Below are 16,380 nucleotides of genomic sequence, written 5' to 3'. Positions count from 1 at the left end.
CATTCTTTCATTTTATAGATTCACAAACATATTGTAGTAATGCTTCTACAGTGTACTCTTTCGGCACAATAACAGACGGAAAATAAAGACTTGCCTCTTTTTCCGTAATAGGTCCTATACAAGCAATTGTACATTTTTTTGTCCATTCTCTCCAGTTTGTACCCTCAAGTAAACGAACAAAACTAGTAACAGTTGAAGGGCTCGTAAATGTAATAATGTCTACTTTCCCTAACTTCAATGCTGCTATAAGTTCTTGCTTTTTTTCTATATTCACTTTCGTACCGTATACGATTAGCTCATCTAGAGAAACACCAATTTCCCGAAGTGCAACCGGAATTACCTCTCTTGCTAAATTCCCTTTCGGAAATAAAATACGTTCGTTTCCACTTAATTCTTTTAGAAACTCTTCTGCAAATGCTTCTGCAACAAATGAAGTCGGAACAAAATGAACTTGATAGCCCCTTTTTTCTAACTCTAATTTTGTTTTCACACCTACCGCAGCGATTCTAATGGTTAGCGGTAGTTTCTTTTTTAAACTATCTAGAAAAAAAGCTACACCATTTCTGCTCGTAAAAATAACCCAGTCGTATGAATGTAGCTGCTCTTCAATATGTTGAATTTGCCTATGAGACATACCTTCCATACGCAAAAGCGGAATTTCCAATGGAATTCCGCTCTTTTCTTTCACTGCTACACTCATTTGTTTCGCTTGATGCTGGGCACGTGTAATCAATACCGTTTTTCCAGCGAGAGCGTTCATATTTATTGTTGCTCCTTATTTGCAGCAAGAATGAGTTCTTTGGCGCCTTGTTTAATTAAACGGTCCGCGGCCTCTAACCCTACTTCCTCAGGATTAGTACCCACTACTGTCTCTTTTAATAAAACAGAGCCATCCATAGAGCCGACAAGAGCTGTTAATTCGATTGCATCGTTTTCTGTAAGGGTTGCATATCCAGCAATTGGAACTTGGCATCCACCTTCAAGTTTATGAAGAAATACTCGCTCCGCTGCCACTGTTCTTTCTGTTATCGTATCATTAATATGCGCTAACAACTGCAATAAATCCTTATCATCCTCACGACACTCAATCGCTAATGCACCTTGTCCTACAGCAGGTACACATAACGTATCATCTAAATGTTCTGTAATAACATCATTATCCCAGCCCATTCTTTGTAATCCAGCTGTCGCTAAAATAATCGCATCGTAATCTTCTTCTTTTAATTTACGTAAACGTGTATCGATATTCCCGCGAATCCACTTCACTTGTAAATCTGGTCTCGCAGCGAGTAGCTGTGCACTACGTCTTAAACTACTCGTACCTAAAATAGCACCTTCCGCTAACTCTTTAAACGATGCTCCATTTTTTGAGATAAAAGCATCACGAGGGTCAACACGCTTTGGTGTACAGCCAATCATTAAACCTTCTGGAAGTACGGCTGGCATATCTTTCATACTATGTACAGCCATATCGATTTCTTTCGTAAGTAACGCATGCTCAATTTCTTTAACGAACAAGCCTTTTCCGCCTACTTTTGAAAGAGTAACATCTAAAATAACATCACCTTTTGTGACAATTTCTTTCACTTCAAATTCATATGGTAGACCTAGGGCTTTTAACTGATCAATAAACCAGTTTGTTTGCGTTAATGCTAGTTTACTCTTTCGTGATCCTACAATAATTTTGCGCATAATTCTCTCTCCTCATTATAAATACCAAAAGTGGAAATTGGACAAACTGCTTAATAGAAAAATGTTTACTAGCATTACGAGAAACGATCCGATATTCCACTGTACAATTTTCTTACCTTGCAACACATCTGCCGCTCGTAAATATAAACCTGTGCAATACACAAATAGAACGACAAAAGATCCGATTACTTTCGTATCATACCAATGGAAATTATCCAATTTTGTATATCCCCATATACATCCTAATAAAATTGCTAGTAAGAAAAATGGAACAGAAAATAAATTTAATCCGTAAGACATAGATTCTAGCTTCGGTAAATTCCCTAACCTTCTTAATCTCGCATTCCATTTTTTCTTTTTTAATAGGCGATATTGCAGTAAATACATAATAGAAAAAATGAACGATACAGTAAACGTTGCGTAAGAAATAATTGCCATACCGACATGCACGTATACAAGTTCTGAAACTAATTGTTCCGCAAGTACTGGCGACATCTTTCCGAGCGGTGTAAAAATAGAAAAAGCGCTTACGCCAAATGCTACAACATTTGTAAAAAAGACTAAAAAGTCAATTCTCATAAATCGATTAATAACTAACGACATCGTAATCAATAACCAAACATAAAAATAAATCCCTGATAATAAAGTTAAAATAGGATTCGTTTCTGAATCTGTAGCTCTAAGCAACATAAAAATAGACTGCAGGACCCATACAATCGCAAGTAACCAAAAAGCAAATCGGTTCGCCTTTCGGTTACTTTGGAAATAATCTATAAAATATAAACTAATGCTACAAGCATATAAAATAATTGCAATATGATAAATAATACTGTTATTTAAAAAACTCATCCGATCATCCTTCCAAATTATAAAGATGGAACGGATGGTGTCCACACTCTTTTATGTTCTACTTCTTCCGCACGACTCTCTACTTCTTCCGTTTCTAAATCAAAAATCTTTGCAAATAACGCTAATTTTTCGCTCGCTCCCTCTTCAGCAGCTATTTCTTTCGCTACTAAAATTGGGTCTTTTAATAATTGATTAATAATACTTTTCGTATGCTTACTAATAACTTTTTTCTCACGATCACTAAGGTTTGGTATTTTTCGCTCTAGGCTTACCATCGTTTCACTTTGGATTGCAAGTGCCTTATCACGAAGAGCTGATATTAATGGAACAACACCAAGTGTACTTAACCACGTTTTAAATAGAACAATTTCCTCTTCAATCATAAATTGAATTTTCTCTGCCTCTTTCAAACGCTCAGCACGGTTTGCCTCCACTACTCCTTGTAAATCATCAATATCATACAAGAAAGAACCTTCTAGCTCATCAATCGCTGGATCAATATCACGCGGCACTGCAATGTCAACCATAAATAATGGACGACCAGAGCGCATTTTCTCCACCTTTGTCATCATCTCTTTCGTAATGACATACTCAGATGCACCAGTTGAACTAATTAAAATATCTGCTTCTAATAATGCACATTGTAATTCGCTTAACGATTTTGCATGTCCCATATATTTCTCAGCCATTACTTCTGCTTTCGAAAGCGTCCTATTCATAACTGTTACTTTACGAGCACCACTTCCATATAAGTTTTGTAGTGCAAGTTCGCCCATTTTACCAGCACCAAGAATAAGCACATGACAATCTGTTAACTCGCCAAATATTTTCTTTCCAAGCTCAACAGCAGCATAACTAACAGACATTGCACTTTCCCCGATTGTTGTTTCTGAGTGGGCACGTTTTGCTAATGTAATGACTTGCTTAAACAATTCATTAAAAATTGTGCCTGTTGCTTTAACTTGTTGCGCTTCTAAAAAGCTATCTTTTATTTGACCTAAAATCTGTGTTTCTCCGACTACCATTGAATCTAAACCGCACGTTACGCGGAATAAATGATCTATTGCGCCATCTTGTTCAAAAATAGTTAAATATGGCGCGACTTCTTCTATTTCAAGCTGAAACCAATCAGCTAAAAACTTCTTAATATAATACCGTCCCGTGTGTAATTGATCGACAACAGCATAAATCTCAGTGCGATTACAAGTTGATACAATGACATTCTCTAACACGCTCTTTTGATTTTGTAATGTAGTCATCGCTCGCTCTAGTTCTGCTGCCTGAAATGTGAGTTTCTCACGAAATTCTACAGGGGCTGTTCGATAATTTACACTAACAACAAGAATATGCACGCAGCATGTCCCCCTTCACCCGTTTTATCACTTTATCTACTATCATAATACAACTTTCCTCTTATGAATCTGACAATCGTGTGAACAACCGATTATTTTTTAATTATTCTCCGTATGGAATACAGGAGATTCAGTAACACTAATAAAAAATTTCTACTTTATAATGATTATAAATTAATAACTCTATTTGTACGTTACCAAAAAAAGCCCTCATAATCAAGTGATGGAAACTATTCCATATAAATTATAACATCATCTTCCCTATCTTCTTTCATCATGAAGGAAAATATGTATGATTGTTCCAAAATGTAACAAAGACTTTCTCAATACAATGTATTTGACATTGTATTTCTTTTTCGTTATATTGGTTTTACGAAATTAAATTGTGCACAACTTAATTAGAAGGGAGTTATTTATGACAGAAGACTCTTTGCATCTAGATAACCAACTTTGTTTTTCTATTTACGCCTGCTCTAGAGAGGTTACTCGTTTTTATCGACCTTATTTAGAAGAAATGGGTATTACGTATCCCCAGTACATTACTTTACTCGTACTATGGGAGCAAGATGGACTAACAGTAAAAGAAATTGGAGAACGTCTATTTTTAGATTCTGGTACGTTAACACCTATGTTAAAACGTATGGAATCATTAAAACTTGTAAAACGTGTTCGTTCCAAAGAAGACGAGCGAAAAGTTTGTATTGAATTAACAGAACAGGGCAAAGATTTAAAGGAAAAGGCTTGTTCATTACCGACAACGATGGCTACAAACTTAGGAATTACAGAGCAAGAATATCGCTCTTTATTAATTCAACTAAATAAACTGATTGACACAATGAAAACAATTAATGATGGAAAAGGGGAATAAATATGGATAAATTATATACTGCTTCAGTAACAGCAACAGGTGGAAGAAATGGGAAAGTAGTTTCAGATGATGGCATATTAAATCTTGATGTAAAAATGCCGAAAGCACTAGGTGGTGCAGGCGGAGAAGCAACAAATCCAGAACAACTATTTGCAGCTGGTTATGCAGCTTGTTTCGATAGTGCATTACAACTTGTCATTCGTACAAAACGTGTGAAAGTAGAAAGTACAGAAGTAACTGCTCACGTTTCTATCGGAAAAGATACAGATGGTGGTTTCGGCCTATCTGCTGTACTTGATGTACATGTGGCTGGCGTTTCACATAGCGAAGCACAAGAACTTGTGGAAGCGGCTCACGGTGTATGTCCTTACTCGAAAGCAACACGAGGAAATATTGAAGTTACATTAAACGTACGCTAAAAAATTTAGCAAAACAAAAACGCGCGACATTCGTCACGCGTTTTTTGTTTTTGTAAATTTATGAATTGCTTTCCACGCTTCTTCTTTTCCAAGTCCTGTTTCAGAAGAGAACAGAACAATTTCATCGCCAATTTCAACAGCAAGCGTTTCTTTTACAACTTTTAAATGCTTTTGCCATTTCCCTTTCGGAATTTTATCGGCTTTCGTCGCAATAATAATTGTTGGGATTTCATAATGCTTTAAGAAATCATACATCATCACGTCATCACTTGTTGGTTGGTGACGTAAATCAACTACTAATACAGCTGCGTCTAATTGTTCACGCGTTGTAAAGTACGTTTCAATCATTTTCCCCCATGCAGCGCGCTCCGATTTAGATACTTTCGCATATCCATAACCTGGAACGTCAACAAAGTGCATCATCTCATTGATTAAGAAAAAGTTCAGCGTTTGCGTTTTTCCTGGTTTAGAAGAAATACGTACTAACTTTTTACGATTTAAAATTTTATTAATAAAGGAAGACTTCCCCACATTTGAACGACCTGCTAATGCAATTTCTGGTAAATCACTGTCTGGATATTGTTCTGGTTTAACAGCACTAATTACAATATCTGCTTTTGTTACTTTCATTGTTTCACTCCTACTAATGCGTGCTCCAATACTTCATCTAAATGAGATGCAAGCACAAACGTAAGGTTTTCTTTTACGCTCTCTGGAATATCATCTAAATCTTTCTCGTTTTCTGCTGGCAAAATAATTTTTGTTAAGCCTGCGCGGTGAGCACTTAATGTTTTTTCTTTTAAACCACCAATTGGTAATACACGACCACGAAGTGTAATTTCACCTGTCATACCCACTTCTTTACTTACAGGAATACCTGTTAGCGCAGAAATAAGTGCCGTTGCCATCGTAATACCTGCTGACGGTCCGTCTTTTGGAACCGCTCCTTCTGGAACGTGAATATGAATATCATTTTTCTCATGGAAATTCGGATCGATCTGAAGCTCTTCTGCACGAGAACGTATATAACTAAACGCAGCTTGTGCTGATTCTTTCATAACATCCCCAAGTTTCCCTGTTAAAATTAGTTTCCCTTTTCCTGGCGCTACAGAAACTTCAATGGCAAGTGTATCGCCGCCTGCTGCTGTGTAAGCTAGACCTGTTGCCATACCAACTTGGTCTGTTTTTTCAGCTTGCCCATAACGGAATATGTGTTTACCAAGTAAATCAACAATCTTTTTCTCTGTCACAACGATACGTTTACGTTCTGCTGTAACGATAATCTTCGCTACTTTACGGCAAACTTTTGCAATTTGGCGCTCTAGCGTACGAACACCAGCCTCACGTGTATAATAACGAATAATCTCAAGCAGCGCTTCATCACGCACTTGTAAATTACCTTTTCGTAAGCCATGTTCTTTTAATTGTTTCGGCAATAAATGCTCACGAGCAATGTGTACTTTTTCAAGTTCTGTATAGCCAGCAATCGAAATGATTTCCATACGGTCAAGTAATGGACCTGGAATACTTGAAAGTGTATTAGCAGTTGCTACAAACATAACTTTTGATAGATCATATGGCTCTTCAATGTAATGATCACTGAAGTTATGGTTTTGTTCTGGATCTAATACTTCAAGTAATGCCGCTGATGGATCTCCACGGAAATCGTTAGACATTTTATCAATCTCATCTAATAAGAAGACTGGATTAACTGTTTTCGCCTTTTTCATACCTTGAATAATGCGTCCTGGCATTGCTCCAACATATGTACGGCGGTGACCACGAATTTCAGATTCATCACGCACACCACCAAGAGATACACGGACGAAGTTACGATTCAATGATGTTGCAATTGAACGCGCTAACGAAGTTTTGCCGACCCCAGGAGGGCCTACTAAACAAAGGATAGGTCCTTTTAATGAATTCGTTAACTTCTGTACAGCTAAATATTCAAGTACACGCTCTTTCACTTTTTCAAGACCGTAATGATCGTTATTTAAAATCTCTTCCGAATGAGCAAGATCAATTATATCTTCTGTTGCCTCTGTCCACGGAAGCGCTAATAACCAATCAATATAATTGCGAATAACACCACTCTCCGCAGAACTTGCTGGTAACTTTTCATAACGATCTAATTCTTTCAGCGCAGCCTTCATTGTTTCTTCCGGCATTCCTGACTGTTCAATTTTCTCACGAAGTTCTTCTACTTCTCCGCCCTTGCCTTCTTTGTCGCCAAGTTCAGTTTGAATCGCCTTCATTTGCTCACGTAAGAAATATTCTTTTTGCGTGCGCTCCATGGAACGTTTCACTTTTTGCCCAATTTTCTTTTCTAGGCTAAGTAACTCTTGTTCATCTTGAATAATTGAAATAAGTGTTTGTAATCGTTCTTTTACAGATACAATCTCTAGAATCTCTTGTTTCTGCTTCGTTTTAATCGGCAAGTGAGAAGCAATTAAATCAGCTAATCTCCCTGGTTCTTCCACATCAGCTACCGTTGCAAATGTTTCATTTGAAACTTTTTTCGAGACTTTAATATATTGTTCGAAATGCTCCAGTAACGTACGCATAAAAGCTTTCTCTTCTAAATCATCTTCTACTTCTTCAGTTACCGTTTTAATAGACACTTGTACTACATTTTCTTCTTCGATAAACTCTATTACTTCTGCTCTATGTAAACCTTCCACAAGGACACGAAGCGTACCGTTCGGCAATTTTAACATTTGCTTCACTTTCGCCACCGTACCTACACTATATATGTCATCTTCTTTCGGATCATCGATATTCATTTCTTTTTGCATTGCTAAAAAGATGATATTTTCATCCATTGCCGCCTGCTCTAGTGCTTGTATCGATTTATCACGTCCTACATCAAGATGCAAAACCATCGTTGGATATACGAGAACGCCTCTTAATGGTAGGAGGGGCACGATTCTTTCGTTCGTATTCATACTAGACATAGCACCTCCATAATAAATTAAACTCCTGTTCAACTATTTTATATTACAATACACCTAGATGCAATTGCTGAGATTCCGCGCAATTGTAAATAGCTTGTTTTTCTACCTCACGAAAAGAAAAAAGACTCCGATTAAGCATACAAACTTAAACGAAGTCTGGCAAATTTTATTATTGTTTATTTTTACATAGATTGTGCATCTGTTTCGTCTACGTGAGTATGTACATCTAGCTCTCTATGCATATTTTCTTGCATAAACGTTAACTCAAATACTTCTTTTAACTTACGGACAGGAATAATTTCAATTCCCTTGATCGTATACAAAAATGGTTGCATATTTTCAGCAGGAATAATGACTTTCTTAGCTCCCGCTTTTTTCGCAGCTTTTATTTTTGCGTACACGCCACCAATAGGTTTTACTTCTCCGTGTATACTTATTTCCCCTGTCATCGCTACTTCATTATTTACATACGTGCGGTGCACCGCAGAATATACACCTGTTGCCATAGCGATTCCTGCAGAAGGTCCATCAATTGGGATACCACCTGGAAAATTAATATGTATATCATATCCTTCTGGCAACACATCTAAAGAACGAAGTACTGTTAATACATTATCAACAGAGCCTTTCGCCATACTTTTACGACGAATCGATTTCGTTTGACTACCAATACTTTCTTCTTCCACAATTCCGGTAACATTTACCGATCCTTTATCTTTCGCCTTGATTGCTGTTACTTCAATTTCTAATAACGCACCTGTATTTGGTCCGTATACAGCAAGACCATTTACAAGACCAATCCTTGGAATCGGATAAATGTGCTTTTCATATTTCGGTGTAAGCTGACTTGAGTGAACAACCCACTCTATATCTTCATCCTTAATGAAAGAACGTTCTTCATTTATCGCCATACCAGCAGAGATTTGCACGAGATTAATCGCTTCTCGTCCATTCCTTGCATACATCCCGATCATTTCAATACCATTTTCACCTATTTGCATTTCCACTTTTTCCGCGGCATTTTTCGCTACTTTTTGAATTTCTTCCGTATCTAATTCACGGAAAAATACTTCTAAGCAACGTGACCGAATAGCAGGAGGAATTTCCTCTGGCGAACGTGTCGTTGCTCCAACTAAGCGAAAATCTGCCGGTAAGCCTTTTTGGAAAATATCATGTATATATGTTGGGATCATCGTATTTTCTTCACTATAGTACGCACTTTCTAAAAATACTTTTCGATCTTCTAACACCTTTAACATTTTATTCATTTGAATCGGATGGAGCTCGCCAATCTCATCAATAAACAAAATACCACCATGTGCATCTGTTACAGCACCTTTTTTCGGTTGCGGAATACCTGCTTGCCCCATCGCCCCAGCACCTTGATAAATCGGATCATGCACCGAACCTATTAAAGGGTCTGCGATACCACGTTCATCAAACCGAGCTGTTGTCGCATCAAGTTCAATAAATGTTGCATTCGTACGAAATGGAGATTTAGGATTTCGTTTCGCTTCTTCTAATACAAGACGTGCTGCCGCTGTTTTCCCAACACCTGGCGGGCCATATATGATTACATGTTGCGGATTCGGACCACAAAGAGCCGCTTTTAACGACTTAATTCCGTCCTCTTGCCCTACAATATCTAAAAAGGTTGTAGGACGCACCTTTTCTGCTAGCGGTTCTGTTAAAGAAATCTCACGCATTTTACGAAGCTGTTCTAATTCTTTTTTCGATTCTCGATCAATTGAAACTTTTTGTGTTCGTTGATTTCGAAGTAAATGCCAGAAATACAATCCGACAATTACACCAAAAACAAGTTGAACAACTAAAAATATATTTGTCCAGCTCATTATTTATTTCCTCCCGCAATATTTTATCTCTTAGTATTTCCGCGGAGGAACGTAGCTAAACATAAAGAAAAACAGCAATTATAAAAATTGCTGTTTCCCTTTCTCATTATGCAGATGTTTTTGTATCAAGTACAGTACCGTCTTGTAACACCAATTTTGGCGGCTCATTATCAGCTACTGTTTCTTTTGTAAGAATACACTTCTCGATATCTTTACGAGATGGAAGTTCGAACATTACATCAAGCATTAAGCCTTCAATAATAGAACGAAGTCCACGAGCACCCGTTTTACGTTCAATTGCTTTTTTCGCAATTTCGATTAGTGCACCTTCTTCAAACTCTAACTCAACATCGTCAAGCTCCAATAATTTTTGGAATTGCTTAACAAGTGCATTTTTCGGTTTCGTTAAAATATCAACAAGAGCATCTTCATCAAGTGGCTCTAGGTTCGCAATAACTGGAAGACGACCGATAAACTCTGGAATTAAACCAAATCTTAAAAGATCCTCTGGTAATACGTGAGATAAAACATGCTTCTCATTTACATCAGCATTTTTCTTCTCAGAACCAAATCCAATTACTTTTTCACCAAGGCGACGTTTAATAATCGGCTCAATGCCATCAAACGCTCCACCACAAATGAATAAGATGTTCGTTGTATCAATTTGAATAAACTCTTGGTGCGGATGCTTACGACCACCTTGAGGTGGAACGCTTGCTACAGTACCTTCTAAAATTTTCAGAAGTGCCTGCTGCACACCTTCACCAGATACATCACGTGTAATTGATGGATTTTCGGACTTACGTGCCACTTTATCAATCTCATCAATATAAATAATTCCTTTTTCCGCTTTCTCTACATCATAATCAGCTGCTTGAATTAATTTTAGTAAGATATTTTCTACATCTTCCCCAACATATCCAGCTTCTGTTAAAGATGTTGCGTCCGCGATTGCAAATGGAACATTTAAAATACGCGCTAAAGTTTGTGCCAGTAATGTTTTACCACTACCTGTTGGCCCGATAAGTGCGATATTACTCTTCGCTAATTCTACATCATCAATTTTGCTGTTAGAATTAATGCGTTTGTAATGGTTATATACCGCTACCGCTAGTGCTTTTTTCGCGCTATCTTGCCCGATGACATACTCATCTAAGATTTCACGAATTTCTACCGGTTTCGGTACATCTTTGAATTCTACTTCTTCGTCCTTCGCAAGCTCCTCTTGTACAATTTCAGTACAAAGTTCGATACACTCGTCACAAATGTAAACACCTGGACCTGCCACTAACTTTCGAACTTGCGTTTGTGTTTTACCACAGAAAGAACATTTTAATTGCCCTTTTTCATCATTAAATTTAAACATATTTTCACACCCCTTACAAAGTGCTAACCTCTTGCCTTCGTATGTACACGATAAATGTATCGTATGTAAATACATATTATGTCACTACGTGGCGAGAAATACAAATAATATGACTAGTTATGTACAAATAAAAAATTTTTAAAACTTTTGAAATATGTATATTCGACTTGTAAAGGAACTTTTCCTTCTCCATCGAAAAGTTTTATAAATATATTTCTATATTTATAAAACAAGGCACGATTTTAATCGTGCCTTGTTATTTTATTATGCAGCGTTTTCTACTAAGAAGTCTACAGCTTTACGCACTTTAAGATCTTCAGCTAAAGCGTCTACGCTTCCAAGAGCTTGCTTGATAGCGTCTACTGGCATACCGTACATTTCAGCCATTTTTTCAACTTCTGCAGTTACTTCTTCTTCAGTAACTTCGATGTTTTCAGCTTCAATGATAGCTTCAAGAACAAGATTGATTCTTACACGTTTTTGTGCATCTTCTTTCATTTGCTCTTTTAATTTGTCAGCATCAGTACCTGTGAATTGGTAGTAAAGCTCAAGGTTCATACCTTGTTGGCTTAAACGTTGCTCGAATTCACGAACCATACGATCTAACTCAGTGTTGATCATAGCTTCTGGAATTTCGATTTCAGCGTTAGCAGCAGCTAATTCTACTACTTCGTCACGTACTTTGTGCTCAGCTTCGTGCTTTTTGCCTTCTTCTAAGTTTGTGCGAAGTTTTGCTTTTAATTCATCAAGAGTTGCAACCGCTTCGTCTGCTTCTTTAGCGAACTCGTCGTTTAACTCAGGAAGTTCTTTTGTTTTGATTTCGTGAATTGTTACTTTGAATGTTGCTGGTTTGCCAGCTAATTCAGCAGCATGGTACTCTTCTGGGAATGATACTTCAACGTCTTTAGACTCACCAGATTTAAGACCGATTACTTGCTCTTCGAAACCTGGGATGAATGTACCAGAACCGATTGCTAGAGAGTAGTTTTCGCCTTTTCCGCCTTCAAATGCTTCGCCATCAACGAAACCTTCGAAGTCGATTACAGCTGTATCACCGTTTTCAACAGTTCCTTCTTCTTTAACAACTAGTTCAGCTTGACGTTCTTGTAAAGATTTTAATTCGTTCTCTACATCTTCGTCAGTTACAGTTGTTTCAACTTTTTCTACTGCTAAACCTTTGTACTCACCTAATTTAACTTCAGGTTTCACTGTAACTTTTGCAGTGAAGATAAGGTTAGCATTTTTTTCGAACTTCTCGATGTCGATTTCAGGATGATCAACTGGGAAGATACCAGCTTCTTCAATCGCTTCACCGTATGCTTTTGGTAAAATGATATCTAAAGCATCTTGGTATAAAGATTCAATACCAAAGCGTTGTTCGAATAATGGACGAGGCATTTTTCCTTTACGGAAACCTGGTACGTTAATTGTTTTTACTACTTTTTTGAACGCAGCGTCGATAGAGTTGTTTACTTCTTTAGCATCAACTTCGATTGTTAAAACGCCAACGTTACCTTCTAATTTTTCCCATTTTGTAGACATTTATTCTTTCCCTCCAACTATAATAATGTATGCACATACCTCTATAGATTAAGATCTTCATTATCTCTTTTTTGAAATAACAAATACACAAATAATCCTCTAGCAAAAGCTTTCAGATATAATGTTCCAATCTACTAATTGCCCAGAAGACAACTACGGTATATTTTGTTCGAGAATAATATGAAACATATTAAGTAAGAGAATTACACTTCTCTTCTCTTACAAACAGGCAGTTTTCTGCCTTTTGCAACCCTTACATTATAACATAGAATATGCTCGTTTCAAGAACTGAACGATTCTTTTTCATAATTATACGGGCAAATATCCTTCTCTTTCAACACGTAATAACCATTGATAGGCAATATGAAACTCTTCCAATTCGATATTGTATGCTGCCATAAGCTCTTCTTCATCAATAGCCAATCCGAAACGCTTTCTTCCAATTCTCTCTAAAACAGCTGACCAAATCTCTTCTTTATCCATTAATAGAGCGAATGGGAAAATGCTAATTTGCAATTCTTTCCAATATGTAACCATCGCTTCAAATATATCGGGATAATTTTGCTCTAATCGACTTGATAATTTATGTATAATGTTATTGGATTGCTCCTCATTATGACCTGTAAATGCTGGAATTACCTTAATCGTATTCCCAAACTTTTCTACCTCTATTTCCTCTTCTACCTGACTTTCTATCATTTTATACAAAATAGAAGTTTTCAAATAGGGGTGTTGCTCTTCATCTATTAAAAATTTCTTTAAAACAGGTAATGCAAGATCTAAGTCTTTTAATGAAAGTCGCTGAATCGCTCTTAGCTTCTGTCCAAAGTTTTCTCCAAAAATTTCATTAGTAAACTCATTCAACTCAAAATTTGAATCCACTAGCGATGCGTCTCCCTCATTTAGCATACCTTCTGCAAATAAAGCAAGCTGCGCTAATTTTTCCTTTTGATCAGGCATTATATCTTTCGTTTGTAAAACCTTTTCAACAGTTTCAATAACACCTTCATAATCATTTGTTTGAACTAAAATAGTCACGTACGTTTCAAGAATATCACCAAATAAGACAACTCCTGTTTTAAGCAACTGTTCACATTTGTCTTTCGCTTCTTCCATACGTTTTAATTCGAGTAAACAAATAACTGAAGCTAATTCCGTTTGTTCCGTTTCCGCATTATACTGACGTAATATTTCAAAGCAGCGCAATGCATCTTCGAACTTCCGCTCTTTCAACGCTAAAAAACCTTCATCAATATAGCGCTCTGATAGCTGCGGAAACAATACGACCGTATTTTCTTTTTTATCCATACGTCCGCCTCTTTTTCTTGATTTTAATTATGTTCAAAGTAAATATATCAAATGCGTAATGAGAACACAACATCCCCAAATTATTTGTTTGAAATATGAAAATATTTAATTTTTACATTCCAATACGAATAAATCTCTACTAAAAATTAAAATTGTACAAATAAAAATCCCCAGCAACAAACGCAGAGGATTCATCATTAATGGAAAGCTTTTATAATTGTGGGGTATATTACAAGGGTAATAATTTGGAGAACAATAATTGCCATAACAATCATGCTAAAATAGAAGATTGGTTTACTTCGCTTCATTAAAAACATAATAATAAGCATCGTACAAGCAAACAAACTTAAGAAGAACAAACTTGTTGTCGAACTAAGTATACCACTTGGGACAAAGAACAATAACACTACACTACAAGTACCTATAATTCCAAATAACCATTCCATTCATTCACTCATTCCCTTTCCCTCTCATGGCTGTTTTCTCTAAGCAATCAAATGTTTCACAACATCAACTACATACGTTAATTTCTCATACGCTACAAATCCAAAAGCAACCGTTAAGCCCGTTACAACTAATCCTTTCATCATTTCTGCCTCCTCGTTTTATCGTTGTTATCTTCATTATAAAAGATTAGCAATTTGTTACCATCGAACTACCTTACAGTTACCTTACAGAATTGTAAGATTTCAAAAGAGGATAGAAAAACACCTCACATAGCTTGAGGTGCTTTCACGGAATTTCTCTATAATCACTTGCAAAATTAACTTTTTTCTCTTGGTTATTTTTCGGAGAATCCAATCTTAAACTAATAGATTTACTAAATAATTTAGGATCAAAATAATTATTCATTACTTTTCTTAACTTACCTTCAGATATTTTCGTATTACAAGAAAACAAAGGATGAAAATCATGTTAATATATTTTTGTACAATTAAGAATTTAATTTACAAGGGGGATTATATATGTTTAAAAAAATGGCCGCAGATGTATTAGGACTAAGCGATGTAGGTTCTGTTATTACACCTAAAGACTATGATAAGGTCGATGCCGATGATTATGTAATGCATGAAGATGGGGAGAAAATTTACTTTCTAATTAAATCGAAATCAGATGAATATTGCTTCACAAACAAAGGGTTAATTCACTTAGACGGTACAAGCGCAACAAGTAAAAAACGTACACTACGCCGCTTTAGTTATAGTAAATATCAAATTAAAAACGTAGCACTTGAAACTGCAGGAACGATTGATTTAGATGTAGAAATTAAGTTTCAAATGGGCGATGAACATTACTCAATTGATGTTCATAAAAAACATATTGAAGAATTAAAAGATTTATATAAGGCTTTACTTAACATCGAAGAAATTTCATACGACAACGATATTACATTACAATATGCACATAAAAGTTTAGATATGGCATCTAATGCCTTTAGCCGCATTTCAAACGCACAAGTAAATTTAGCAGAGCAATTTAAAGAAATGAACGAGATTGCCTTTAACTGGCTTGTTGATACGAAGAAACAATATAATGTGAAAGATTATGGTTTTGTATTTGAGAAGTTTATTAATAACTAAACAGAAAACCTTGTTATCAAAAGATAACAAGGTTTTTGTAGCGTACCAGGAGAGATTCGAGCTCCCGCTCCGCCCATTTCCGTACTATTTTATATATTTTGATCGCAGTCTTAATATATCTTCTCCTTCGCGAATGCCTGCCGATCCCTTCCTCACATTTTTTACGATAGTCCAATTCGGGTTAGTTTCATCACCGATGTTCTGTACTGTAAAATTGCCATCACCATATTTTCGGTGACCTTCTGCCAATTTCTCCGTTAAATCGTTCTCATTTGATCTCGCCATCTTTGCGCCATCTCCCTTTTTTATACGACCTTCTTAAACCATCTAACCAATCACAGGTCCAGTCAATTGGAGATTCTCGTTTTCCGCTTCTATTAATTGTAACACACTCACAGGGATAAGTTCCGATAACTGCTGCTCAATCGTACTAGAATGGTAAAGAGTTTTATAATATTGTAAGTAAACAATTAAGAGAATCTGGATATGGATTTGAGTTCCATCATAAACCTATTGATTCTTTAAATTAAATAAGAGGAATAGGGCGCATAAATGGTCCTCTTTTTATTTAAGAAAAAGAAGTACATATGCAAC

15 protein-coding genes are annotated in these 16,380 nt (G+C 36.3%); 3 read left to right on the top strand and 12 right to left on the bottom strand.

What is annotated here, in order from left to right:
• Positions 1-7 precede the first annotated feature (7 nt).
• From hemD to hemA, 4 genes are read right to left on the bottom strand one after another with little or no spacing between them, the layout of a single operon-like run.
• On the bottom strand, positions 8-760 hold the full coding sequence (gene hemD / locus HMAS_RS02180; RefSeq protein WP_000992353.1) for a uroporphyrinogen-III synthase: 753 nt from the start codon (positions 758-760) through the stop codon (positions 8-10).
• Positions 761-762: 2 nt separating this feature from the next.
• On the bottom strand, positions 763-1,692 hold the full coding sequence (gene hemC / locus HMAS_RS02175; RefSeq protein ID WP_001226407.1) for a hydroxymethylbilane synthase: 930 nt from the start codon (positions 1,690-1,692) through the stop codon (positions 763-765).
• Positions 1,693-1,707: 15 nt separating this feature from the next.
• A complete protein-coding gene (locus HMAS_RS02170; RefSeq protein WP_000008991.1) occupies positions 1,708-2,541 on the bottom strand; it encodes a cytochrome c biogenesis protein in 834 nt (277 codons plus the stop codon).
• A gap of 17 nt (positions 2,542-2,558) precedes the next feature.
• Positions 2,559-3,893 carry a glutamyl-tRNA reductase gene (gene hemA, locus HMAS_RS02165; protein ID WP_000547868.1) on the bottom strand — a complete coding sequence of 445 codons (1,335 nt, stop codon included), beginning with the start codon at positions 3,891-3,893 and terminating at the stop codon, positions 2,559-2,561.
• 415 nt (positions 3,894-4,308) lie between these two features.
• Between hemA and HMAS_RS02160 the strand changes: the two genes are divergently transcribed.
• Positions 4,309-4,761 carry a MarR family winged helix-turn-helix transcriptional regulator gene (locus tag HMAS_RS02160; RefSeq protein WP_000133916.1) on the top strand — a complete coding sequence of 151 codons (453 nt, stop codon included), beginning with the start codon at positions 4,309-4,311 and terminating at the stop codon, positions 4,759-4,761.
• Between the two features lie 2 nt (positions 4,762-4,763).
• The gene (locus HMAS_RS02155) at positions 4,764-5,180 is read left to right on the top strand and encodes an organic hydroperoxide resistance protein (protein ID WP_000359781.1); all 417 of its coding nucleotides are present in this window, start codon (positions 4,764-4,766) and stop codon (positions 5,178-5,180) included.
• A 33-nt stretch (positions 5,181-5,213) separates the two neighbouring features.
• Here the strand turns inward: HMAS_RS02155 and ysxC are convergent, their stop codons facing one another.
• The 7 genes from ysxC to HMAS_RS02120 all read right to left on the bottom strand — a co-directional run bounded on the left by ysxC (position 5,214) and on the right by HMAS_RS02120 (position 14,652).
• Complete coding sequence (gene ysxC, locus HMAS_RS02150; protein ID WP_000869116.1) at positions 5,214-5,810, bottom strand: ribosome biogenesis GTP-binding protein YsxC; 597 nt, start codon at positions 5,808-5,810, stop codon at positions 5,214-5,216.
• Positions 5,807-8,137 (bottom strand): endopeptidase La, encoded by a 2,331-nt coding sequence (lon, locus tag HMAS_RS02145; protein WP_000097285.1) that lies wholly within the window; start codon positions 8,135-8,137, stop codon positions 5,807-5,809. The genes ysxC and lon overlap by 4 nt, the downstream gene beginning before the upstream one ends.
• 182 nt (positions 8,138-8,319) lie before the next feature.
• A complete protein-coding gene (gene lonB, locus HMAS_RS02140; RefSeq protein ID WP_000119170.1) occupies positions 8,320-9,990 on the bottom strand; it encodes an ATP-dependent protease LonB in 1,671 nt (556 codons plus the stop codon).
• A gap of 106 nt (positions 9,991-10,096) precedes the next feature.
• Entirely contained in the window at positions 10,097-11,356 is a 1,260-nt protein-coding gene (gene clpX / locus HMAS_RS02135) for an ATP-dependent protease ATP-binding subunit ClpX (RefSeq protein ID WP_000472289.1), read from the bottom strand.
• A gap of 264 nt (positions 11,357-11,620) precedes the next feature.
• A complete protein-coding gene (gene tig, locus HMAS_RS02130; RefSeq protein WP_000105215.1) occupies positions 11,621-12,898 on the bottom strand; it encodes a trigger factor in 1,278 nt (425 codons plus the stop codon).
• Between the two features lie 309 nt (positions 12,899-13,207).
• A complete protein-coding gene (locus tag HMAS_RS02125) occupies positions 13,208-14,206 on the bottom strand; it encodes a hypothetical protein (protein ID WP_000358279.1) in 999 nt (332 codons plus the stop codon).
• Positions 14,207-14,403: 197 nt separating this feature from the next.
• Positions 14,404-14,652, bottom strand: a complete 249-nt coding sequence (locus tag HMAS_RS02120; protein WP_001983650.1) for a hypothetical protein — start codon at positions 14,650-14,652, stop codon at positions 14,404-14,406.
• 519 nt (positions 14,653-15,171) lie between these two features.
• Here HMAS_RS02120 and HMAS_RS02115 point away from each other — a divergent pair.
• Positions 15,172-15,786, top strand: a complete 615-nt coding sequence (locus HMAS_RS02115; RefSeq protein WP_000473871.1) for a PH domain-containing protein — start codon at positions 15,172-15,174, stop codon at positions 15,784-15,786.
• Between the two features lie 84 nt (positions 15,787-15,870).
• Here the strand turns inward: HMAS_RS02115 and HMAS_RS02110 are convergent, their stop codons facing one another.
• Positions 15,871-16,071: a hypothetical protein gene (locus HMAS_RS02110; protein ID WP_000124459.1), complete on the bottom strand. Its 201-nt coding sequence runs from the start codon at positions 16,069-16,071 to the stop codon at positions 15,871-15,873.
• Positions 16,072-16,380: the final 309 nt, after the last annotated feature.

The organism is Bacillus sp. HMA207 (assembly GCF_003402455.1).
Classification (GTDB): domain Bacteria; phylum Bacillota; class Bacilli; order Bacillales; family Bacillaceae_G; genus Bacillus_A; species Bacillus_A cereus.
The sequence above is the reverse complement of the archived record's forward strand: the minus strand, read 5'-3'. Positions and strand labels throughout refer to the sequence as shown.

Excerpts from the sequence above, each read along its gene's own strand:
- hemD (WP_000992353.1), bottom strand. The coding sequence starts at position 760 with ATGAACGCTCTCGCTGGAAAAACGGTATTGATTACACGTGCCCAGCAT.
- hemC (WP_001226407.1), bottom strand. The coding sequence starts at position 1,692 with ATGCGCAAAATTATTGTAGGATCACGAAAGAGTAAACTAGCATTAACG.
- HMAS_RS02170 (WP_000008991.1), bottom strand. The coding sequence starts at position 2,541 with ATGAGTTTTTTAAATAACAGTATTATTTATCATATTGCAATTATTTTA.
- HMAS_RS02160 (WP_000133916.1), top strand. The coding sequence starts at position 4,309 with ATGACAGAAGACTCTTTGCATCTAGATAACCAACTTTGTTTTTCTATT.
- HMAS_RS02155 (WP_000359781.1), top strand. The coding sequence starts at position 4,764 with ATGGATAAATTATATACTGCTTCAGTAACAGCAACAGGTGGAAGAAAT.
- ysxC (WP_000869116.1), bottom strand. The coding sequence starts at position 5,810 with ATGAAAGTAACAAAAGCAGATATTGTAATTAGTGCTGTTAAACCAGAA.
- lon (WP_000097285.1), bottom strand. The coding sequence starts at position 8,137 with ATGTCTAGTATGAATACGAACGAAAGAATCGTGCCCCTCCTACCATTA.
- lonB (WP_000119170.1), bottom strand. The coding sequence starts at position 9,990 with ATGAGCTGGACAAATATATTTTTAGTTGTTCAACTTGTTTTTGGTGTA.
- clpX (WP_000472289.1), bottom strand. The coding sequence starts at position 11,356 with ATGTTTAAATTTAATGATGAAAAAGGGCAATTAAAATGTTCTTTCTGT.
- tig (WP_000105215.1), bottom strand. The coding sequence starts at position 12,898 with ATGTCTACAAAATGGGAAAAATTAGAAGGTAACGTTGGCGTTTTAACA.
- HMAS_RS02125 (WP_000358279.1), bottom strand. The coding sequence starts at position 14,206 with ATGGATAAAAAAGAAAATACGGTCGTATTGTTTCCGCAGCTATCAGAG.
- HMAS_RS02120 (WP_001983650.1), bottom strand. The coding sequence starts at position 14,652 with ATGGAATGGTTATTTGGAATTATAGGTACTTGTAGTGTAGTGTTATTG.
- HMAS_RS02115 (WP_000473871.1), top strand. The coding sequence starts at position 15,172 with ATGTTTAAAAAAATGGCCGCAGATGTATTAGGACTAAGCGATGTAGGT.
- HMAS_RS02110 (WP_000124459.1), bottom strand. The coding sequence starts at position 16,071 with ATGGCGAGATCAAATGAGAACGATTTAACGGAGAAATTGGCAGAAGGT.